This is a genomic window from Streptomyces lomondensis (assembly GCF_014651035.1).
GTDB classification, from domain to species: Bacteria; Actinomycetota; Actinomycetes; order Streptomycetales; family Streptomycetaceae; genus Streptomyces; species Streptomyces lomondensis.
In genome coordinates this window covers 855,288-875,456 of record NZ_BMWC01000002.1, presented here as the reverse complement: position 1 = coordinate 875,456, position 20,169 = coordinate 855,288, and the positions used below count along the sequence as shown (strand labels likewise).

At 71.9% G+C, this 20,169-nt stretch carries 20 protein-coding genes and 1 pseudogene; 10 read left to right on the top strand and 11 right to left on the bottom strand.

The window, feature by feature from the left end; translation table 11 throughout:
- Nucleotides 1-65 precede the first annotated feature (65 nt).
- Together IE255_RS11440 and IE255_RS11435 are read right to left on the bottom strand one after the other, a co-directional pair.
- Complete coding sequence (locus tag IE255_RS11440; protein WP_190050052.1) at nt 66-959, bottom strand: DUF3558 family protein; 894 nt, start codon at nt 957-959, stop codon at nt 66-68.
- A gap of 117 nt (nt 960-1,076) precedes the next feature.
- Complete coding sequence (locus tag IE255_RS11435) at nt 1,077-1,919, bottom strand: DUF3558 domain-containing protein (RefSeq protein ID WP_190050051.1); 843 nt, start codon at nt 1,917-1,919, stop codon at nt 1,077-1,079.
- Nucleotides 1,920-2,090: 171 nt separating this feature from the next.
- Between IE255_RS11435 and IE255_RS11430 the strand changes: the two genes are divergently transcribed.
- The gene (locus IE255_RS11430) at nt 2,091-3,284 is read left to right on the top strand and encodes an RtcB family protein (protein WP_190050050.1); all 1,194 of its coding nucleotides are present in this window, start codon (nt 2,091-2,093) and stop codon (nt 3,282-3,284) included.
- A 13-nt stretch (nt 3,285-3,297) separates the two neighbouring features.
- On the opposite strand, the gene IE255_RS11425 is transcribed toward IE255_RS11430, so the two are convergent.
- Nucleotides 3,298-4,074: an SDR family NAD(P)-dependent oxidoreductase gene (locus IE255_RS11425; RefSeq protein WP_190050049.1), complete on the bottom strand. Its 777-nt coding sequence runs from the start codon at nt 4,072-4,074 to the stop codon at nt 3,298-3,300.
- 120 nt (nt 4,075-4,194) lie between these two features.
- Here IE255_RS11425 and IE255_RS11420 point away from each other — a divergent pair, with 120 nt between their 5' ends.
- A complete protein-coding gene (locus tag IE255_RS11420) occupies nt 4,195-4,629 on the top strand; it encodes an ester cyclase (protein ID WP_190050048.1) in 435 nt (144 codons plus the stop codon).
- Nucleotides 4,630-4,648: 19 nt separating this feature from the next.
- Here IE255_RS11420 and IE255_RS11415 read toward each other — a convergent pair whose 3' ends face one another.
- Complete coding sequence (locus IE255_RS11415) at nt 4,649-4,984, bottom strand: YnfA family protein (protein ID WP_190050047.1); 336 nt, start codon at nt 4,982-4,984, stop codon at nt 4,649-4,651.
- Nucleotides 4,985-5,136: 152 nt separating this feature from the next.
- Between IE255_RS11415 and IE255_RS11410 the strand changes: the two genes are divergently transcribed.
- The 5 genes from IE255_RS11410 (at nt 5,137) to IE255_RS11390 (ending at nt 10,547) form a co-directional block, all read left to right on the top strand.
- A complete protein-coding gene (locus IE255_RS11410; RefSeq protein ID WP_190050046.1) occupies nt 5,137-5,652 on the top strand; it encodes a hypothetical protein in 516 nt (171 codons plus the stop codon).
- A 67-nt stretch (nt 5,653-5,719) separates the two neighbouring features.
- On the top strand, nt 5,720-6,796 hold the full coding sequence (locus IE255_RS11405) for an LLM class flavin-dependent oxidoreductase (RefSeq protein ID WP_190050045.1): 1,077 nt from the start codon (nt 5,720-5,722) through the stop codon (nt 6,794-6,796).
- 117 nt (nt 6,797-6,913) lie between these two features.
- Entirely contained in the window at nt 6,914-7,636 is a 723-nt protein-coding gene (locus tag IE255_RS11400) for a response regulator transcription factor (protein ID WP_190050044.1), read from the top strand.
- Complete coding sequence (locus tag IE255_RS11395) at nt 7,637-9,055, top strand: HAMP domain-containing sensor histidine kinase (protein WP_190050043.1); 1,419 nt, start codon at nt 7,637-7,639, stop codon at nt 9,053-9,055.
- A gap of 226 nt (nt 9,056-9,281) precedes the next feature.
- The gene (locus IE255_RS11390) at nt 9,282-10,547 is read left to right on the top strand and encodes an ArgE/DapE family deacylase (RefSeq protein WP_190050042.1); all 1,266 of its coding nucleotides are present in this window, start codon (nt 9,282-9,284) and stop codon (nt 10,545-10,547) included.
- Nucleotides 10,548-10,586: 39 nt separating this feature from the next.
- Here the strand turns inward: IE255_RS11390 and IE255_RS11385 are convergent, their stop codons facing one another.
- Nucleotides 10,587-11,186 (bottom strand): antibiotic biosynthesis monooxygenase, encoded by a 600-nt coding sequence (locus IE255_RS11385; RefSeq protein ID WP_190050041.1) that lies wholly within the window; start codon nt 11,184-11,186, stop codon nt 10,587-10,589.
- 153 nt (nt 11,187-11,339) lie between these two features.
- Here IE255_RS11385 and IE255_RS11380 point away from each other — a divergent pair, with 153 nt between their 5' ends.
- The 3 genes from IE255_RS11380 (at nt 11,340) to IE255_RS11370 (ending at nt 14,489) form a co-directional block, all read left to right on the top strand.
- On the top strand, nt 11,340-12,383 hold the full coding sequence (locus tag IE255_RS11380) for a LacI family DNA-binding transcriptional regulator (protein ID WP_190050122.1): 1,044 nt from the start codon (nt 11,340-11,342) through the stop codon (nt 12,381-12,383).
- A 59-nt stretch (nt 12,384-12,442) separates the two neighbouring features.
- On the top strand, nt 12,443-12,892 hold the full coding sequence (locus IE255_RS11375; protein WP_190050040.1) for a nucleoside deaminase: 450 nt from the start codon (nt 12,443-12,445) through the stop codon (nt 12,890-12,892).
- A 184-nt stretch (nt 12,893-13,076) separates the two neighbouring features.
- Complete coding sequence (locus tag IE255_RS11370) at nt 13,077-14,489, top strand: condensation domain-containing protein (protein ID WP_190050039.1); 1,413 nt, start codon at nt 13,077-13,079, stop codon at nt 14,487-14,489.
- A gap of 7 nt (nt 14,490-14,496) precedes the next feature.
- Here IE255_RS11370 and IE255_RS11365 read toward each other — a convergent pair whose 3' ends face one another.
- The 6 genes and pseudogenes from IE255_RS11365 to IE255_RS11340 all read right to left on the bottom strand — a co-directional run bounded on the left by IE255_RS11365 (nt 14,497) and on the right by IE255_RS11340 (nt 20,162).
- A complete protein-coding gene (locus IE255_RS11365) occupies nt 14,497-15,270 on the bottom strand; it encodes a CU044_5270 family protein (protein WP_229906360.1) in 774 nt (257 codons plus the stop codon).
- Nucleotides 15,254-15,845: pseudogene (locus tag IE255_RS11360) on the bottom strand (RNA polymerase sigma factor); the annotation flags it as partial. The pseudogene IE255_RS11360 and the gene IE255_RS11365, both read right to left, overlap by 17 nt.
- A 90-nt stretch (nt 15,846-15,935) precedes the next feature.
- Nucleotides 15,936-17,015, bottom strand: a complete 1,080-nt coding sequence (ccsB, locus tag IE255_RS11355; protein ID WP_190050038.1) for a c-type cytochrome biogenesis protein CcsB — start codon at nt 17,013-17,015, stop codon at nt 15,936-15,938.
- Nucleotides 17,012-18,742 carry a cytochrome c biogenesis protein ResB gene (gene resB / locus IE255_RS11350; protein ID WP_190050037.1) on the bottom strand — a complete coding sequence of 577 codons (1,731 nt, stop codon included), beginning with the start codon at nt 18,740-18,742 and terminating at the stop codon, nt 17,012-17,014. The genes ccsB and resB overlap by 4 nt, the downstream gene beginning before the upstream one ends.
- Nucleotides 18,743-18,745: 3 nt before the next feature.
- Complete coding sequence (locus tag IE255_RS11345) at nt 18,746-19,519, bottom strand: cytochrome c biogenesis CcdA family protein (protein WP_190050036.1); 774 nt, start codon at nt 19,517-19,519, stop codon at nt 18,746-18,748.
- Between the two features lies 1 nt (nt 19,520).
- Nucleotides 19,521-20,162, bottom strand: a complete 642-nt coding sequence (locus IE255_RS11340) for a TlpA family protein disulfide reductase (RefSeq protein ID WP_190050035.1) — start codon at nt 20,160-20,162, stop codon at nt 19,521-19,523.
- Nucleotides 20,163-20,169 lie beyond the last annotated feature (7 nt).

The window sequence follows — 20,169 nt, the reverse complement described above, 5'->3', positions numbered from 1 at the left end:
TTGTTGCGCGCAACAGGGTGGCACATATGTGCGGAGGACGGGTGGCCGGTTCCCGTCGGGCTTGTTCAGCTCTTCGAGACGGGCTTCTTGGACGGCGACTCCGACGCGTCCTTCGACGGCTCGTCCGAGGCTTCCCCGGACGCCGACTTCGACGGGGAGCCGGACGGGGACTTGGACGGCGCGCCGCTCGCCTTGCCGCCGCCCGCGCCGTTCGCCTCGGACACCGCCGCCACCGCCTCCTTGGCGGCCTTCTTCACGTCCTTCAGCAGGTCCTCGGCGCTCGGGGACTTGTCACCGGCCAGGCCCGCGCCGTTGTAGTCCAGGGTGACGACGACGTTCTCCACGCGCGCCACGAGCGTCTGCTGCTTGAAGGTGCCTTCCTTCTTCTTCAGCTCGTAGCGCACGGCCGTCGCCTCGTCGCCCGTCCCGGGCACCGGCTCCGACTTCACGCCCTTGGCGCCCTCCGCGGCCTGGGCGTCCTGGACCTGCTTCTCGAAGTACTCGTGGGCGAGCTCGTCGGCCGGGCCGCGTGTGACGTCCGACTCGAAGCGCAGCATCGACACGTTCAGCCAGCGGAACTGCGAGCCCTTCACGCCGTTGTTGTCGAGGCTGTTCCAGGAGCAGCTGCCGCGCGTGGAGATGTCGTCCGACTTGCCCTCCTTGCCGGACTTGCTCTCCGGAACGAGGTCCTCCAGCGTCTTCTTCGAAAGCGCCTTGCACGGCTCCGGGAGCTTGCCGTACGCCGCCGCCTGCACGGTCGGCGACGGGCTCGCGGACGCCGAGGCGGCGGCCTTCGCGGCCTTGTCGGTGCTGTCGCCGGAGCCGGAGTCCGAGGAGCAGCCGGCGGCGACCAGCATCACGGGGACGGCGGCCGCGCAGACAAGGACGCGGTTCAGGCGCTTCGCTCGCTGGTCTCGCTCTTCTCGCTGTGCTCGTCGCTGCATGGTTCCTTCACTCATGACGCTCGTGGTTCCTGCGGTCGGGACGGGTCCGAGTGGTCACGGTACGCGGTGAGGCGGCGGTGTGTTCTTCTTCGGGTGCTTTGCGCGTGCCCGTGAAGGGGGCGTGAAGGGGCCTCAGCCGCCCAGCGAATCGGCCAGCTGGGAGGCCAGTTTCCGGGCCCTGTCCTGCATTTCCTGGCTGTCCGGGACGACCCCGATCGCCGTCGGCTGCTCGGCGTACTCGATGGTCACGATGACGTTGGACGTGCGGAACGCCACAGTCACCGTCCGCTGCTTGGCCGTCGAACCGGAACTGCTCAGCTCGTCGTCGAGGAACGCCTCGTCGCCCAGGTCCTCCAGGACGCGTGGCTGGAGCTCGGTCGGGGTGGCGGAGGTGGACGCCGAGGGCGACGACGAGCCGGACGGGGAGGAACTGGGGGCCGGTGAGCCGCTGGGTGAGCCGCTCGGTGCGGCCGAGGAACCGCCGGCCGGGGTGCTGCCGGCGGCGACGGACTCGGTGGCGGTCGGCTCCGGCAGGTGGGCCGCCGCCTCCTTCTCCGCGAAGAGCTGCTCGGCCTGGCTGTCGTCGCTGACGGCGTTGTCGTAGGAGACGACCCGCTCGAAGTCGACGAGCAGATGGTCGGTCGCCTGGGTGGAGTCGACCTTCCAACGGCAGCCGACCTTGCGGTCGGTGTCGTAGGTCAGCGTCGCCTCGCCCTCGTAGGCCTTCTCGCGCTGCTCCCGGTCGCTGATCTGCCGGATGCCGGGCAGGAGTTCGTCGAGCAGGCTCTGGCCGGGCGCGTCGCAGGGCTCGGGGAGCGTGCGGTAGCGGCCGGGCTCGGCGGCGGCCGAAGCCGTGCCGGCGTCGCCCGGGTTGGAGTCGTCGGTCGGGCCGCCGTCGCCCGAGCCGCCGGTGCAGCCGGCCAGCAGCGCCGCGAGGAGCGCGGCGATACCGGGTGCGTACGCCTTCCGTTGCACGTGGTGGCTCCTCTCGACGCGGATATTGGCTTGCCGCCGCGGGGCGGCCGATGAACACAATGTGTATCGCACGCACAGCCGTGGACGCCGGTCCGATTTCCTTTTCGTCGACGTTGGCTCCGGTAAGTGCTCTTGAGGACTTCTGTTCGTTTACGGGGGATTGAGGACGCTATGTCTTATGTAGAAATGCCTGGCGCGAAGGTACCGATCCGGATGTGGACCGACCCGGCGACGGTCGAGGACTCGGCGCTCCAGCAGCTCCGGAACGTCGCGACGCTGCCGTGGATCAAGGGCCTGGCCGTCATGCCCGACGTCCACTACGGCAAGGGCGCGACGGTCGGCTCGGTCATCGCGATGCAGGGCGCGGTGTGCCCGGCGGCGGTGGGCGTCGACATCGGCTGCGGGATGTCGGCGGTGAGGACGTCCCTGACGGCGAACGACCTGCCCGGGGATCTGTCGCGGCTGCGGTCGAGGATCGAGCAGGTCATTCCGGTGGGGCGAGGGATGCATGACGATCCCGTGGATCCGGGGCGGCTGCACGGGTTCGGTACGGCTGGGTGGGACGACTTTTGGGGGCGGTTCGGCGGGGTTGCGGAAGCGGTCAAATTCCGTCAGGAACGTGCCACCAAGCAGATGGGAACGCTCGGATCCGGAAATCATTTTGTCGAAGTGTGCACGGACACGACCGGCTCTGTCTGGTTGATGCTGCACTCCGGTTCCCGGAACATCGGCAAGGAACTGGCCGAGCACCACATCGGCGTGGCCCAGAAGCTCCCGCACAACCAGGGGCTGGTCGACCGCGACCTCGCGGTCTTCGTCGCGGACACCCCGCAGATGGCGGCGTACCGCAACGACCTGTTCTGGGCGCAGGAGTACGCGAAGTACAACCGCTCGATCATGATGGCGCTCCTGAAGGACGTGGTCCGCAAGGAGTTCAAGAAGGCCAAGCCGACGTTCGAGCCGGAGATCTCCTGCCACCACAACTACGTCGCGGAGGAGCGGTACGAGGGCATGGACCTGCTCGTGACCCGCAAGGGCGCGATCCGGGCGGGTTCCGGCGACTACGGAATCATCCCCGGCTCCATGGGCACGGGTTCGTACATCGTGAAGGGCCTCGGCAACGACAAGTCCTTCAACTCCGCGTCGCACGGCGCGGGCCGGCGCATGAGCCGCAACGCGGCCAAGCGCCGGTTCTCGACGAAGGACCTGGAGGAGCAGACCCGGGGTGTGGAGTGCCGCAAGGACTCCGGCGTCGTGGACGAGATCCCCGGGGCCTACAAGCCGATCGAGCAGGTCATCGACCAGCAGCGCGATCTGGTGGAGGTCGTGGCGAAGCTCAAGCAGGTCGTCTGCGTGAAGGGCTGATGACCGGGGGGCCTCACGCCTCCCGGTGCACCTTCGTGTTCGACGCCTGGGCGCGGGGGCGGAGGAGCAGGAGGTCTACGTTGACGTGGGCGGGGCGGGTGACCGCCCAGGTGATCGTGTCGGCGACGTCGTCGGCGGTGAGGGGTTCGGCGACGCCCTCGTAGACCTTGGCCGCCTTCTCCTCGTCGCCGTCGAAGCGGGTCAGGGCGAACTCGTCCGTCTTGACCATGCCGGGGGCGATCTCGATGACGCGGACCGGCTGTCCGACGATCTCCAGGCGGAGGGTCTCGGCGAGGACGTGGGCGCCGTGCTTGGCGGCGACGTAGCCCGCGCCGCCCTCGTAGGTGCCGTGGCCCGCGGTGGAGGAGACGACCACGACCGTGCCGTCGCCGCTCGCGATCAGCTTGGGCAGCAGGGCCTGGGTGAGGTTGAGCGTGCCGATGACGTTCGTCTCGTACATCTGCCGCCAGTCCGCCGGGTCGCCGGTCGCGACCGGGTCGGCGCCGAGCGCGCCGCCCGCGTTGTTCACCAGCACCCCGATCGTCCGGAAGGCCGTCGCGAACTCGTCGACCGCCGCGCGGTCGGTGACGTCGAGGGCGTACGCCGTGGCCTGGTGGCCCGCCGCGTTGATCTCCTCCGCCAGCGCCTCGATGCGGTCCTTGCGGCGGGCGGTGAGGACGACGCGGTAGCCGGCCGCGGCGAGCTGTCGGGCCGTGGCGGCGCCGATTCCGCTGCTCGCACCCGTGACGACGGCGATGCGGGAGGCTGCGGACGGGGCGGCGGTGGCCATGGGAGCTCCTCGGGCGTGGTGTGCGGGCCGACTTGGGTGGCAGCGCTTCCCGCCAGGATAGGTGGGCCCCACGGTGGGAGAATGAGGGCGGGTGATCCCCTGTTTCCCTGGAGGTGGATCATGGGCGAGGCACGTGAGGTCATGGACCGGCTCACGGACGCGGTCACCACGCACGCCGATCTGAACACCGTCGCCGAGTTGTACGCCGAGGACGCGGTCGCCTTCACCCCCGACGAGGGCGAGCTGCGCGGGCGCGACAACATCGTCGAGTACTGGCGGACGATGAAGGAGGCGGTCCCCGAGGCGACGTTCCAGCCGCTGCACTCCTACGAGATCGGTGACACGGCCATCGACGAGGGGATCTTCAGCGGGCGCAACACCGGGCCGCTGGAGCTGCCGAACGGCGAGACGCTGCCGCCGACGCAGAAGGAGATCAGGATCCGCGGGGTGGACATCGCCACCGTGCGGGACGGGCGGATCGTGGACTACCGGCTGTACTTCGACGAGATGGACTTCCTCGGGCAGTTGGGGCTGTTGCCCGACGAGCCGTTCTGAGGTTCCTGAGGGGGGCCGGTCAGTTTCCTCGCGGGGCGTACATGATGACCGCCATGCCCGCGAGGCAGATCAGTGCGCCCGTGATGTCCCAGCGGTCCGGGCGGTAGCCGTCCGCGACCACGCCCCACAGGATCGAGCCGGCGACGAAGATGCCGCCGTATGCGGCGAGGACGCGGCCGAAGTGGGCGTCGGGCTGGAACGTCGCGACGAAGCCGTAGGCGCCGAGCGCGAGGACGCCGCCGGTGGCCCAGAGCCAGCCCTTGTGCTCGCGCACGCCCTGCCAGACCAGCCACGCGCCGCCGATCTCCAGGAGCGCGGCGAGGACGAAGAGGGCGGCGGAACGCAGGATCGACATGCGGGCAGCTTGGCATGCGGGGTGGGGCGCCGAGGGCGCGGTGTCACCTGATGGACGGCGCCTGCGGGGTGCTCCGCGTGGGATACATCGCAGTGCGAGTGCCAGTGCGCATACGAGTGCGCGGGTGTCCCGGCGGCTGAGGAGTGGGCGGTATGGGGAGAGTGCGGATCGGTGTGGTGTGGGGCGCGGTCGTGGTGGGGCTGCTGGTGGGGGCGGGGGTGCCTGCGGAGGCAGGGGCGGTGGGGTCCGAGGGCGGCCGCGCCGCCGCGGTCGGCGGTGCCGCGCCCGAGGCCGATCTCGCCTATCACGGGTTCGCCGTCATGTCCGCCGGGCTCGTCGATCTGGCGTTCACGCCGCGCAACCACGGCCCGGCCCCCGTCGCGGACGCGACCGTGCGGCTGCGGTGGTCCGCGCCGCTGACCGACCGGCAGGAGCTGCCGGAGGGGTGTGCGCGGTCGGGGCGGCAGGTGGTGCTGTGCCGGACGGGGGCGCTGCCGGCGGACGGGGCGGGGGAGCGGATCGCCCTGCGGGTGCGGGTGCTGGGTGCGCCGTCGGAGGTGGTGGTGGAGCTGGAGACGGTGTGGGGCGGCGGGGCGGTGGACCGTCACCGGGGGAACGACCGGCAGCGGGTACTCGTCCTGGACACCGGGGACCCGTACCACTTCTGAGGTGCAGTGCTCCGGACACCACTCCACTGTATGGTTGAAGAGTAAACAACCTGGAGGGTGAGCGAGCATGCAGTTCGGGATCTTCAGCGTCGGCGACGTCACGCCCGACCCCACCACTGGCCGGACACCGACCGAGCGCGAGCGGATCAAGGCCATGGTCGCGATCGCGCTGAAGGCCGAGGAGGCCGGGCTCGACGTCTTCGCGACCGGTGAGCACCACAACCCGCCGTTCGTGCCCTCGTCGCCGACGACCATGCTCGGCTACGTCGCCGCCCGCACCGAGCGGCTGATCCTCTCCACGGCCACCACCCTCATCACCACCAACGACCCGGTGAAGATCGCCGAGGACTTCGCGATGCTCCAGCACCTGGCCGACGGCCGGGTGGATCTGATGCTGGGCCGTGGGAACACCGCCCCGGTCTACCCCTGGTTCGGGCAGGACATCCGGCAGGGCATCCCGCTCGCGATCGAGAACTACGCCCTGCTGCACCGGCTGTGGCGCGAGGACGTCGTCGACTGGGAGGGCAAGTTCCGCACACCCTTGCAGGGCTTCACCGCCACGCCCCGCCCCCTGGACGGCGTACCGCCGTTCGTCTGGCACGGGTCGATCCGCTCGCCGGAGATCGCCGAGCAGGCCGCGTACTACGGCGACGGCTTCTTCCACAACAACATCTTCTGGCCGGCCGACCACACCCGGCGCATGGTCGAGCTGTACCGGGAGCGGTACGCGCACTACGGGCACGGCACGCCCGAGCAGGCGATCGTCGGGCTCGGCGGGCATGTGTTCATGCGGAAGAACGCGCAGGACGCGGTGCGCGAGTTCCGGCCCTACTTCGACGTCGCCCCGGTGTACGGGCACGGGCCGTCGCTGGAGGACTTCATGGACCAGACGCCGCTGACCGTCGGCTCCCCGCAGCAGGTCATCGAGAAGACGCTGGCCTTCCGCGAGTACGCCGGCGACTACCAGCGGCAGCTGTTCCTGGTCGACCACGCCGGGCTGCCGCTGAAGACCGTGCTGGAGCAGATCGACCTGCTCGGCGAGGAGGTCGTACCGGTGCTGCGCAAGGAGTTCGCCGTCGGCCGCCCGGCGGACGTGCCGGACGCGCCGACGCACGCCTCCCGGCTCGCGCGGGCCCGAGGGTGAGAGGACGGTAGGCACCCGGCCTGGGGTTGCGTGACCCCTGGTGAGAGGCCAGTAAGAAGGACGCTCCGGTGCAGCTCATCCGGTCCCGGAAACCCGGCGGCGGGGCACACTGGACGCGTGCCCCAAACAGTGCTGCTCGCCGAAGACGACCGCGCCATCCGCAACGCCCTGGAGCGCGCCCTGACCCTGGAGGGCTACCAGGTCATGGCGGTCGCCGACGGGGTCGAGGCGCTGGCGCAGGCCCACCGCAACCGTCCGGACGTCCTCGTCTTGGACGTGATGATGCCCGGCATCGACGGCCTCCAGGTGTGCCGCGTGCTGCGCGCCGAGGGCAACCGGACGCCGATCCTGATGCTGACGGCCCTCGTGGAGACCGCCGACCGGATCGCCGGCCTGGACGCCGGCGCCGACGACTACGTGGTGAAGCCCTTCGACGTGGAGGAGGTCTTCGCCCGGCTGCGCGCCCTGCTGCGCCGCACCAGCCCGGTCGGCGTCGGGAGCGCGACCGCGCCCGCCGAGGCGCCCAGGCCGGTCCTCGAGCGGTTCATCGAGGCGGCCGGCATCCGCATGGACCCGCAGGCCCGCCGGGCCTGGCGGGGCGCCCGCGAGCTGGAGCTGACCCGCACCGAGTTCGAGCTGCTGGAGCTGCTGGTCCGCAACACGGGCATCGTCCTGGACCACTCGACGATCTACGACCGCATCTGGGGCTACGACTTCGGGCCCGGCTCGAAGAACCTCGCCGTCTACGTCGGCTACCTGCGCCGCAAGCTCGACGAGCCGGGCGCTGCGCAGCTGATCCACACGGTGCGCGGCGTGGGTTACGTGCTGCGGGAGGACTGAGTGGGCCGCCTCCGCCGGCTGCTGGCCGGGCGGCGGCCGGGACTGGTCTCGCTGCGCACCACGTTCGCGGTGTCGTTCGCGGCGGTGACGGCGGCCGTGACGATCCTGGTCGGCATCCTGTCCTACAGCGCGGCGGCCCGGCTGGTGCGGGTGGACCAGCAGACGGTGTTCGACGAGGTCGTGCAGGACCTGCGGGACGAGGTCAGCCAGAACCGGATGACGCCCGGCGACTTCTCGTCCGCCGCGCCGGGCCACGACCTGGTGCGGCCCGCGCGGACGGATGTGCAGGTGCTCGGCCCGGACGGGCATGTCGTCGACCCGGGCCGTCCGGGGCTGCCGGTCACCGGCGCCGACGTGCGGATCGCCGCCGCGGCCGTCTCCGGGCGGGTGGTCCAGCACCGGGACGTCGACGTGGGCGACGACGTCTACCGCGTCGCGACCGTCTCCCTCGGCGGCGGCCGGGGCGCGGTGCAGGTCGCGCAGGAGTTCAGCGACGTCGAGGACCTGCTGCGGGCGCTCCAGCAGCGCACGCTCCTCCTGATGGCCGCCGTGGTGATCGGCGCCGGGCTGTTCGGCTGGTGGCTGGCCCGGCGGATCACGCGCCGCCTGGTCGTGCTCACGGACGCCGCCGAGGACGTCGCCCGCACCCGCCGCCTCGGCATCCAGGTGCCGGTCGCCGGCCACGACGAGGTGGGCCGGCTCGGGCGGGCCTTCGACCGCATGCTGGGCCGGCTCGCCCAGTCCGAGGAGGACCAGCGCCGCCTGGTCCAGGACGCGGGCCACGAGCTGCGTACGCCGCTGACCTCGCTGCGGACGAACATCTCCCTGCTCCGCCGGATCGACGAACTGCCGCCGGAGACCCGGGAGGAACTCGTCGCCGACCTGGGCCAGGAGGCCCGGGAACTGACCGACCTGGTCAACGAGCTGGTCGACCTCGCGGCCGGGCAGTCCGACACGGAACCGCCGCAGCGGGTGGATCTGGCCGACATCGCGGAGGAGGTGGCGGGCCTCGCCCGGCGCCGCAGCGGCCGGCGGATCGTGCTGCGTGCGAGCGGCGACACCACGACCGACGGCCGGCCCGGGATGCTGACCCGGGCGCTGTCCAACCTCGTCGAGAACGCGGTGAAGTTCGACCAGGGCGGCACGGCCCCCGTCGAGATCGCCGTCGCCGGGCCCGCCCGGCCCGGCGTGATCCGCGTCGAGGTCCTCGACCGGGGCCCCGGCATAGCCGAGAAGGACCTCGACCGGGTCTTCGACCGCTTCTACCGCGCGGCCGACGCCCGCTCCCTGCCGGGCTCCGGCCTGGGCCTGTCCATCGTCCGCGAGGTGGCGCTCGCGCACGGGGGAGCGCCGTTCGCGTTCCGGCGGGACGGGGGCGGGTCGGTGATCGGGTTCACGGTGGGCGGCGGGATCGACTGACACCCGCACCCGCCCACACGGGCCGCCTCGCCGCATCCGGGTCGCCTCGCCGCATCCGGGTCGCCTCGCCGCATGCGGGCCGCCTCGCCGCATCCGGGTCGCCTCGCCGCATGCGGGTCGCCTCGCCGTATCCGGGCCGCCTCGCCGCGTATGAACGGGCCGGGCTGAGCAGATATGCGTGCGGGGCTGCGATCGCCGCGCCCTGGGTGAGGGGAGGACCGGCAGCGTGCTGAGTGACGAGGAGGCCGCCGCCCTGGCGGAGATCGACGAGGCGGCCCTGGCCCGCACCCTGCGGGAGCTGATAGCCGTACCCAGCGTGACCGGCAGCCCCGCCGAGTCGGAGCTCCAGCACCTGCTGGCGGCCCGGCTGGAGCGGCTCGGCCTGGACACCGACCTGTGGTCCATGGACCTGCCGGCGCTGCGGGCCGACCCGGACTTCCCGGGCACGGAGGCACCCCGCGACGAGGCCTGGGGCCTGGTCGGCACCACACCGGACGGCGGCGACGGGCCCACCCTGATCCTCCAGGGCCACGTCGACGTCGTACCGCCCGGCGACCTCGGCGCCTGGGACGGCGACCCGTTCACGCCCCGGGTGACCGGGGACGTCGTCCATGGGCGCGGCGCCTGCGACATGAAGGCCGGGCTGGCGGCGCACCTCGCCGCGCTGGCCGCGATCCGCGCGGCCGGGATCCGGCTGCGCGGCCGGATCGCCGTGCACTTCGTCGTCGGCGAGGAGGACGGCGGCCTCGGCGCCTTCGGCACCCTCCGGCGGGGGCACCGCGGCGACGCCTGCGTCATCGCCGAGCCCACCGCGGGCACGCTGATCACCGCCAACGCCGGTGCCCTGACGTTCCGCGTCACGGTCCCCGGCCGGGCCGCCCACGCCAGTTCCCGGGAGCGTGGCGTGAGCGCGATCGACGCGTACCTGCCGCTGCACCGGGCCCTGGCCCGGCTGGAGACCGTACGCAACACCGACCCCGACCCGCTGCTGGCGGAGTACCCCATCCCCTACGCCCTGTCCGTCGGCACCGTGCGCTCCGGCGACTGGGCGAGCAGCGTGCCCGACCTGCTGGTCGCCGAGGGCCGGCTCGGCGTACGCCTCGACGAGGACCCGGCCGAGGCGCGCCACGCCCTGGAGCAGTGCGTGGCCGAGGCCGGCGCCACCGACCCCTGGCTCCGCGACCACCCCCCGACCGTGACCTGGCCCGGCGGCCAATTCGCCCCCGGCCGCCTCCCGCCGGGCCACCCCCTGCCCGGCATCCTGCGGGGCGCCTGGGCCGACACCACGGGCGGCCCCGCCCTGCGCGAGCGCGGTGCGACGTACGGCAGCGACCTGCGGCTGTACGCCGGGGCCGGAATCCCGACGCTGCAATTCGGGCCGGGGGACATCCAGGTGGCCCACAGCGCGGCGGAACGGGTGTCGCTGCGGGAGGTGGTGGCGGTGACGCGGGCACTGGTGGTGGGGGCTTTGCGGGTGGTGGGGACGAAGTGAGCGCCGCGCGGCGGACGGCATGACGCCCGGGGCGGCCGGTCACCTCGCGGGCCCCCACCGCAGCGCGTGCCGGAGATGAAACCGCCCCCCGTGCGTGAGCCGCACCCCGGGTGTCCCCGAGAACAGCTCGTGCCCCTTGTCGTGGTCGCCCGCCTCGGCGGCCTCCTGGTGGGCCTCGGCGCTGGTCCACTCGGTGTAGAGCAGCACCCGGCTGCCGTCGACGCTGTGCAGGAAGTGGGCGGAGACGGCCCCGGGGTGGCCGCCTTCACGCGGCTGGGCCGCGATCACCGCGTCGGTGAAGTGGCGCTGCCGCTCGGGCCCGTCGACATCGAAGGCGGCGGTGATCAGGCAGCCGGGGACACGGGTCTCGTGCTCTTCGGCGAGGCTGCGGTCGAGGCGGTAGCGGGGCGGACCGGCGAGCGGAACCGCCGTGTCGTCGTCCCACTGGGCGAGCGTCAGCACGGTCTCCCCGTCCGTGCTCAGGAACCAGCTGACCGCGGCGAGGCCGGGCGGCGGGGTGGCGAGTGCTCCTGACTCGGCTTCCACGAGGGCCCGTTGACGGTCGGGGCCGTCGGCGTGCCGCGTGCCGATGACGAGCGTGCCGGGGCGAGTGAGGTCCGGGAACGGGGCTGCGGGCATGGCGGGCTCCTTCTCGTGCGGGCGGCGGACGGTGGCGGAACCGTGATCGTGCCCGAGGGCGACCGGGGACGGTCAACTGCTTTACGCGCCCCGCACGACCGACACGGCCGCTGCTAGCGTCCGCTCATGCCACCAGCTCAGCGGCACCCCACCATGGCCGACGTCGCCGAACGGGCCGGGGTCTCCACCTCCACCGTCTCGCGCACGCTGCGCGGGCTGTCCACCGTCTCGCCGGAGGTCCGCGCCCGTGTCGAGAAGGCCGCGCGCGAGCTGAACTTCGCCGTGTCCCGGCAGGCCGCGAGCCTGGTCACGGGCAGGACCGGGACGATCGCGGTGCTGGTGCCCACGCTCGACTCGTGGTTCATGGGCTCCGCCCTGTCGAGCCTGGCCACGCTGCTGCGCGCGGCGGGCCTCCAGCTGAGCGTCTACGAGATCCCGGACCTCGCCGAGCGCACGGCGTTCTTCCAGCACCTCCCGGCCCGCCGCAACGCCGACGCGCTCCTGGTGTTCTCCTTCGACCTCACCGACGAGGAGACCGCCCGGCTGGACGACCTCGGCATGCCGGTGATCTACGTCAGCCGGCACGTCGACGGACGGCCGAGCGTCTACGCCGACGACGTCGCCGGCGCCCTGCACGGCACCCGCCACCTGCTCAACCTCGGCCACCGCCGGATCGCCTTCGTCCAGACCACGGGTGCGCGGGGCTTCTCCTTCAGCTCCGAAGAACGGCTGGTGGGTTATCAGCAGGCGCTCATCGAAGCGGGGGTGCCGCTCGACGACGACCTGGTGGTGGCCACCCGGGCCGGCAGCAAGCGCGCCGCCGCCGAGGTGCTCGGCACGCTGCTGAGCCTGCGCGAGCCGCCCACCGCCGTCTTCGCCGAGCAGGACGAGGTCGCCGTCGCCCTGGTCTGGAACCTGCGCAGGACGCGGATCGCGGTCCCCGAGCACATCTCCGTCCTCGGCTTCGACGACCAGCCGCCGGCCGACTGGTTCGACCTGTCCACGGTCGCGCAGTCACCGTCGGAGATGGGCCGGCAGGCCGGGGAGCTGGCGCTGAAGCTCATCGACGACCCCGAGGGCGAGCAGGGGCGGCACGTCGTCCTGCCGACGCAGCTGATCCCCCGGGCCACGACGGCACCGGTGGCCCGGGGGCAGGGGGAGGGGGAGCGGGACCGGCCGGGCGCCGGTGACGCGTGACCGGGCGGTGGGAGCCGCCGCGCGTTGCCCCCCTGCCCGGGTGGCCGCAGAGTGACCTCATGGATCACGCACAGGCACGCGCTTGGCTCGCCACCGCCCTCGAGGAGGCCCGCGCCGGGCTCGCCGAGGGCGGCATTCCGATCGGTGCCGCGCTCTACGGCGCCGACGGCACCCTGCTGGGCTGCGGCCGCAACCGGCGCGTCCAGGACGACGACGCCTCCACGCACGCGGAGACGGCGGCCTTCCGGGCGGCCGGGCGGCAACGCTCGTACCGGGGCACGACGATGGTGACGACCCTGTCCCCCTGCTGGTACTGCTCCGGGCTGGTCCGGCAGTTCGGCATCTCCCGTGTGGTGATCGGCGAGGCGGCCACCTTCCACGGCGGCCACGACTGGCTCGCCGGACACGGCGTGGAGATCGTGCTGCTGGACGACGCCGATTGCACCGCCCTGATGCGCGACTTCATCGCCCGGCACCCGGCGCTCTGGAACGAGGACATCGGCGCCTGAACCCGGAAAGAGCCGCTGATCGGCTGGTATGCCGAGCGCCGTCAACCGAGGGCGACGGCGTGGCCCCGTATCGCCGTTCGACATGCCATCCGTTCCCCTGAAATGTGGCGACACCCGGTGTGGCCGGTCGCGGGCTCGGCATTCCCTTGATCGGGTCTGTCCCAACTGCGAACGGAGACGCCCCGTGCGAATGACTGACATCCAGCGCTGCGAGGTCCGGCCTGGACGACTCGTCGAATGGACGCTCAGTCCGGCGACCGTCGCGACGGCGAAGGACCTGCCGGAGGACTCCCGGCCGCCCGCCTACATCCAGGAGTCGCATCTGCGGACCGCGCGGACCGTGCGCGACGACGGCCTGTTCGTGCCGACCTGGATCGGCGCGGCCTTCGACCTCCCGGGCCGGGCCGACCTCGACGCGCTGGGCGAGGCGCTGCGCGGCTGGACCCTCCGGCACGAGACGCTGCGCAGCGGCTTCCGCTGGGCGGGCGGCCCCGGCGACGCGATCCGCCGCTTCACCCTCGACGCCGACGCCGTGTCCCTCCACCGCGAGGACGTCGGCGAGTTCGGCGACCCGGCGGCCCTGGCCCGGCACCTCCAGCACCGCTTCGACACCACGGCGGACGCGCTGCGCTGGCCCAACCTCATCTACGCGGCGGTCGTCCGGGACGACTGCACCAGCGTGTACATGGCCTTCGACCACAGCAACGTCGACGCGTTCTCGATCTACCGCCTCCCGGCCGAGATCCACGAGCTGTACGCCGCCCACCGCACCGGCCGCACCCCGGAGCAGACCCCGGTCAGCAGCTACGTCGACTTCTGCGAGGCCGAGCGGGCGGATGCGGACCGGATCGACGCCGACCACGAGACCGTCGCCCGCTGGCGGGAGTTCATCCAGCGCTGCGACGGGCGGCTGCCGGGCTTCCCCGTCGACCTCGGCCTGGAACCCGGCGGCGCGCTGCCCACCCAGAAGCTGATGCGCGAGATGCTCGTGGACGCGGACGCCGCCGCCGCGTTCGAGGCGTACTGCCGCCCCTGCGGCGGCACCCTGGTCGGCCTGCTGGCGGCGACCGCCCTGATCGTCCACGAGATCGGCGGCGAGCCCGTCTACCGCACCGTGGTGCCCTTCCACACCCGGGCGAAGTCCGCGTACTCGGACTCCGTGGGCTGGTACGTCGGCGGCGCGCCGATCGAGGTGCCCGTGGCCCGGACGCCCGACTTCCCCGCCGCGCTGACGACCGTACGCGCCGCGCTGCACGCCACCCGCCCGCTGGCCCGCATGCCGCTCGCCCGGGTGCTGCGGCTGCTCGGCGCCGACTTCCGGCCCACCTCCCCCGACATGTACTCGATCGTGTCGTTCACCGACACCCGGGACATCCCGCACTCCACGAGCTGGACCGAGCGGAACGCCTACGGCCTGATCCGGGTGTCGTACGGCGACCAGGTCTGCGCCTGGGTCACCCGGCTCCACGAGGGGCTGTGGTTCGCCGCCCGCCACCCGGACACCGACGTCGCCCACAAGAACCTGCGGCTGTACGCCGACCGGCTGCGCGACATCATCCTGTCGGTCGCGGACCGCGCCCCTCACACCAGGCGGTGAGGTGCCCTTACGGGCGCTGGCCCCGCCGGTCCACCACGGCCCGCTCCAGGACGGCGAAGCGGCCGGTCACCTCTCCCTTCTCGAAGCCGTACTCGAGGTCCTCGACCGCCACTTCGCGCTCGCCGAGGAACTCCTTCGTCTTCCGGTCGAAGATCAGCTCGACGCGTTCGCCGTCGTCGATCCGGGCGACCGCGACGCCGTGCCGTCCGGCCGCGTCGACCGCGTCGTCGACGACGAAGACGCCGGAGATCTTCGCGGCGGCCCGGTAGAGCGCGGCGGCCTGGGCGGGCGGCATCAGCGACTCGCGGGCGAGGTCGCCGACGAGGACGAAGTTCGCCTCGTCCTTGCTGTCGCTGCCCTCGCTGACGCTGTTCAGCCAGTCGTACATCTTGTCGGGGTCGGTGGGGAGGGTCTGGAGGTGGCGGTAGGTGGTGTCGGACGGGGCGCCGGGTGCCGGCTTCTCCAGCAGTTCGTGGTCGGACCTGACGCCGGGGTCGTGCAGCATGCCGGCCTGTGAGCCGTCCACCGACAGCCAGATCTCGCGCTGACGGACGGGCTCCAGCTTCGCGGGCCCGTCGCCGTTCTGGGTGGTCCAGCCGCCCTTGCTCTTGATGTACACGAACTGGTCGTCCTTGATACCGGCCGGTTCGTCGGCCCGTTCCGCCGCCAGCGCGATGTCCTCCAGCAGGGCCGCGGCCTCCTTCGAGGCGGGTGCCGCGGACTCGTCGGACGGCAGGGCGACCACGAGGGTCGCGGCCACGGCGGCGGCCGCGGACGCCACCAGCGCGGTCCGCGGCCACCTGGACGGCTTCCGGGCCGGGGCGGGGTGCTCGGTACGCCGTATGTTTCGCGAGTTTTGTCCGCGCCCGCGACAGCCGTGACCGTACGGTCCCCACCGGCACCCCGAGCGCCTCGGCGGCCGCCGCGTAGTCCAGCCCGGACCATACGCACAGCGCGAGCACCTCCCGCTCGGCGCGCCGCAGGTGCCGTAACGCCACCTGTACGAGGGCCAGTTGAGCCGTGTCGTCCACGCGGGCCGCGACCTCGTCGGCGAAGTCCCGCACCGGCTCCTCGCGCGGCAGCCGGGCGACCGGCCGCCGTATGCCGCCGGGCGGCGCGGCGGGTGTTGCGCGTGACGTTGGTGGCGATGCCCAGCAGCCAGGGGCGCGGGGAACCGCCGTCCTCGTCGAGCTTCCGGCGCAGCCGCCAGGCCTCCAGGAAGGTCAGCGAGACGACGTCCTCGGCGCTCGCCCAGTCGCCGGTGAGCCGGTAGGCATGGTTGTAGACGGAGCGCGCGTACGCGTCGAAGAGGTCGCCGAAGGCGTCGTGATCCCCCGCGCGGACGCGTCTTCGCAGATTCGTATCCACATCTCTTTGCCTGTCCGTACGCCGAAGGCCGGTTCCCGTGACCCAGGTCACGCGAACCGGCCTTCGACGGTACGGGAGCTACACGCCCGCGTAGGAGTGCTTGCCGGAGACGAAGATGTTCACGCCGTAGTAGTTGAACAGCCAGCAGCCGAAGGCGATGAGGGCCAGGTAGGCGGCCTTGCGGCCCTTCCAGCCGGCCGTCGCGCGGGCGTGCAGGTAGCCGGCGTAGGCGACCCACGTGATGAAGGACCAGGTCTCCTTGGGGTCCCAGCCCCAGTAGCGGCCCCAGGCGTCACCGGCCCAGATGGCGCCCGCGATGATCGTGAACGTCCACAGCGGGAAGACGGCCGCGTTGACCCGGTAGGAGAACTTGTCGAGGGAGGCGGAGGAGGGCAGCCGCTCCAGGACCGAGGTCGCGAAGGTGCCGGGCGTGCCGCCGCTCGCGAGCTTGTTCTCGTAGGAGTCCTTGAAGAGGTACAGGATCGTGCCGACCGCGCCGACGTAGAAGACCGCGCCGCAGAAGATCGCCGTGGAGACGTGGATGTACAGCCAGTACGAGTGCAGGGCGGGGACCAGCTGGTCGCTGGCCGTGTACAGGACCGTGACGGCCAGGCCCAGGTCGAGCAGGACCGTGGTGGTCAGGAACAGACCGAGCCAGCGCACGTTCTTCTTCAGCGCCAGCAGCCCGAGGTACACACCGACCGCGACCGTGGAGAACGTGATGTTGAACTCGTACATGTTGCCCCACGGCGCCCGCTCCACCGAGGCCGCGCGGGCGATGACGCCGCCCAGCTCGATCAGGAAGGCGAGCACGGTGAGGGAGATGGCGATCCGGCCGTACAGGTCGCCCTGCTCGTCACCGCCGTGCGCCCCGGGCCCGTCCGGCACGTCGCGCTGACCGGCCGTGGCCCGCACGGTGACCTTCGGCCGCTCCAGCACGGCGGTGCCGCCCGCCTGGTTCACCGTCACGGCGGGCGCCTTCTTCGCCTCGGACTTGGCCGTGAGCGCGGCGGCGGTCCGGGCGACCTTGCTGCGGCTGCCGAAGAGCCATTCGGCGATGTACGCGAAGAAGGCCAGCGTGTAGACAGCCATCGCGGAGTAGATCAGCGTGTTGCTGATATTGGCGAGATGTTCGTTGGTCGCGGCGGCGAGCGTCACTTCTTCTCAGCCCCTTCGGCAGGTACGGGGGTTGTGGTGCCCGGCTCCTGGTCGGGGTCGGGGGAATCTGCGGGGTCGGGCGCTGCGGGCGCCTGGTCGTACAGGATCCCGGCGAGGTCCCCCAGTTCCTCGGGGACCTTGGCGGACTCGCTGCGGCCGAGGCCGGCCATCTCGACGACGGTGACGCCGTCGGCGCCCCGCACCGCGCGCACCCAGACGCGGCGGCGCTGGATGAACAGCGAGCCGGCCAGGCCGAAGATCGCGGCGACGGCGCCGCCCAGAGCCCAGCCGCTGGCCGGCTGCTGGGTGATCTGGAACTGCGCCCACTCCTTGATGTCCTTCTCGAACGTGATCGAGCCGGCGCCGTTCGGCAGCTGCATGGTCTGGCCGGGCTTGAGCAGCTTCTTCAGCAGCTTGCCCTGGGAGTCCTTGAACTCCTTCATGTTGGTCTTGTCGAGCTGGTACACGCTCTGCGGCAGGCCCGAGTCGACCCCGAGGTCGCCGTGGTAGGCGTTCAGCGCGAGGACCGGGCTCAGCAGCGCCGGGAACTGGGAGACCATCGCGCCGCCGTGGTAGGTGGGCACGAAGAAGGCCTGAAAGCCGAGCTGCTCCTTCTGGCCCTTGGCGTTGCGGTAGCCGTCCATGACCTTGATCGCGCCGGAGGAGGTCGCGAAGCCGTCCAGCGGGAGCAGCGGCACGGCGTCGCGGTAGACGACGTCGCCCTTGCCGTCCCGGACGGTGACGACGGGGGCGTAGCCGTGGCTGGCGAGGTAGACCTTGGTGTCGCCGATGGTGAGCGGCTCGTTGACCTTGATGGTCTTGTGCTGGTCCTTGCCGTAGGCGCCCACGCTGTAGTCGACCGTCGCCTGGTAGGTGCGCGGGGTGCCCCGGTTCGGGCCGCTCTCCTCGTAGGTGCCCTCGAAGTCCTTCAGGCGGAAGCTGAAGGGGTTCAGGTCGTCCTGCGTGAAGAGGTTGCCGGACTTGAAGTCGTCGTACTGGGTGAGGGTGTTGGAGAAGCCGTCGCCCTCGACGACGAGCTTGAAGCCCTCGGCCTTGAACAGCTGGCCCCAGGCGAAGGCGATCAGCATCACGATCAGGGCGAGGTGGAAGACGAGGTTGCCGACCTCGCGCAGGTAGCCCTTCTCGGCGGCGACCGCGTCACCGGCGAGGTGCGCGCGGAAGCGGCGCTTCTTCAGCAGGGCGAGCGCGGCCTCGCGGACCTGCTCGGGCTCGGCCGTCGTACGCCACGTGGTGTGGGCGGGCAGCCGCGTCAGGCGCCGGGGCGCGCCCGGCGGGCGGCCGCGCAGCTGGCCGACGAACTGCCAGGTGCGGGGCACGATGCAGCCGATGAGGGAGACGAACAGCAGGATGTAGATCGCGGAGAACCACACCGAGCTGTAGACGTGGAACATCCCGAGCTTGTCGTAGACGTCGCCGAGGGTCGGGTTGTTCTTGCGGAACTCGGCGACCTTGGTGGCGTCGATGCCGGTCTGCGGGATGAGCGAGCCGGGGATCGCGCCGAGCGAGAGCAGCAGGAGCAGCAGCAGCGCGACCCGCATGGAGGTGAGCTGCCGCCAGAACCAGCGGGCCCAGCCGATGACGCCCAGCGAGGGCAGGCCCGGCCCGTCCTCCTTGGGGGCGGTGGACAGCTGCGCTCCGGCGTCGCCGAGGTCCTGGTCCTCGGGGCCGCCGGCGGGGGCCGGGTCGGTGGTGCTGGTCTTGCTCATCGGTCAGATCCCCACAGTGAAGCCGTTGGACCAGGTCTGCATCTCCTGCACGATGCGGTCCCAGGCGCCGGTCAGCAGCAGCAGACCGGTGATGATCATCATGCTGCCGCCCAGGCGCATCACCCAGACATAGTGGCGCTTGACCCAGCCGAAGGCACCGAGCGCCTTGCGGAAGGCGACCGCGGCGAGCACGAAGGGCAGCCCGAGGCCGAGGCAGTACGCGACGGTCAGAATCGCCCCGCGGCCCGCGCTGCCCTGGTTGGAGGAGAGCGCCAGCACGGAGGCGAGGGTCGGGCCGATGCAGGGCGTCCAGCCGATCCCGAACAGCGCGCCCAGCAGCGGCGCCCCGACCAGCCCGGTCACGGGCCGCTTGTGGAGGCGGAACTCGCGCTGGGTCATCCAGGGCATCAGCCCCATGAAGAACACGCCCATGAGGATCATGAGCCCGCCGAGCACCTTGGACAGCACGCCCCGGTTCGCCTGGAGCGTGTCGCCGAAGTAGCCGAACAGCGCCCCTGAGGAGACGAACACGGCGGTGAAGCCGAGCACGAACAGGGAGGCGCCCGCGACCATCCGCCCGCGCCGGGCCTCGGCGAGGTCGGTGCCGGTGACGCCGGTCACATACGACAGGTAGCCGGGGACGAGCGGCAGGACGCACGGGGAGAAGAAGGAGACGAGACCGCCGAGCAGCGCGATGGGCAGGGCCACCAGCAGGGCGCCGTTGAGCACCGTGCCGTTGTAGCCCGTCGCCGCGAGCGTGGTGACTGCCGAGGTCACGTCACTTCTCCGCGAGGACCGGGGCGATCATCTTGCGGAGCTTCTCCTCGCTCAGCGCCTGGAGCGAGCGGGCGGCGATCTTCCCCTCCCGGTCGAAGACGAGAGTGGAGGGGATCGCCTGCGGGTTGAGGGTGCCGCGCTCGAAGCGGAGCATCAGCTTGCCCGTCGGGTCGTACAGGCTCGGGTACGTGATGCCGTACGCCTTCTCGAAGGCCAGGGCCGGGCCCGTGCTGGTGTCGCGGGTGTTGATGCCGACGAACTGGACGCCCTTGCCCTCGAGGTCCTTCCAGACCTTCTCGAAGCCGGGCGCCTCGGCGCGGCAGGGCGGGCACCAGGAGCCCCAGACGTTGACGACGACGACCTTGCCCTTGTAGGCGGCGACGTCGAGCTGCTTGCCGTCGACGGTCTTGCCGGACAGGTCCGGGGCCTTCGCGCGCTCGCCCTTGTCCGCGGTGGCGATGCCGTCCTTGCCGAGGACGAAGTTGGTGTCACCGCCTCCGCTGGACGTCCCGCCCGAGCTGCACGCGGACAGCATCAGCGCGACGGCCGCGGCACCGGCGGTGAGCAGGGCGGCGCGGCGGGGGCCCGTGAGGGTGCGGCGGGTGCGGGTCGAGCGCAGGGGGGCGCGGCTGGCGGCACTCATGTGAAAA

Excerpts from the sequence above, each read along its gene's own strand:
- IE255_RS11440 (WP_190050052.1), bottom strand. The coding sequence starts at position 959 with ATGAGTGAAGGAACCATGCAGCGACGAGCACAGCGAGAAGAGCGAGAC.
- IE255_RS11430 (WP_190050050.1), top strand. The coding sequence starts at position 2,091 with ATGTCTTATGTAGAAATGCCTGGCGCGAAGGTACCGATCCGGATGTGG.
- IE255_RS11425 (WP_190050049.1), bottom strand. The coding sequence starts at position 4,074 with ATGGCCACCGCCGCCCCGTCCGCAGCCTCCCGCATCGCCGTCGTCACG.
- IE255_RS11420 (WP_190050048.1), top strand. The coding sequence starts at position 4,195 with ATGGGCGAGGCACGTGAGGTCATGGACCGGCTCACGGACGCGGTCACC.
- IE255_RS11415 (WP_190050047.1), bottom strand. The coding sequence starts at position 4,984 with ATGTCGATCCTGCGTTCCGCCGCCCTCTTCGTCCTCGCCGCGCTCCTG.
- IE255_RS11410 (WP_190050046.1), top strand. The coding sequence starts at position 5,137 with ATGGGGAGAGTGCGGATCGGTGTGGTGTGGGGCGCGGTCGTGGTGGGG.
- IE255_RS11405 (WP_190050045.1), top strand. The coding sequence starts at position 5,720 with ATGCAGTTCGGGATCTTCAGCGTCGGCGACGTCACGCCCGACCCCACC.
- IE255_RS11385 (WP_190050041.1), bottom strand. The coding sequence starts at position 11,186 with ATGCCCGCAGCCCCGTTCCCGGACCTCACTCGCCCCGGCACGCTCGTC.
- IE255_RS11380 (WP_190050122.1), top strand. The coding sequence starts at position 11,340 with ATGGCCGACGTCGCCGAACGGGCCGGGGTCTCCACCTCCACCGTCTCG.
- IE255_RS11375 (WP_190050040.1), top strand. The coding sequence starts at position 12,443 with ATGGATCACGCACAGGCACGCGCTTGGCTCGCCACCGCCCTCGAGGAG.
- resB (WP_190050037.1), bottom strand. The coding sequence starts at position 18,742 with ATGAGCAAGACCAGCACCACCGACCCGGCCCCCGCCGGCGGCCCCGAG.
- IE255_RS11340 (WP_190050035.1), bottom strand. The coding sequence starts at position 20,162 with ATGAGTGCCGCCAGCCGCGCCCCCCTGCGCTCGACCCGCACCCGCCGC.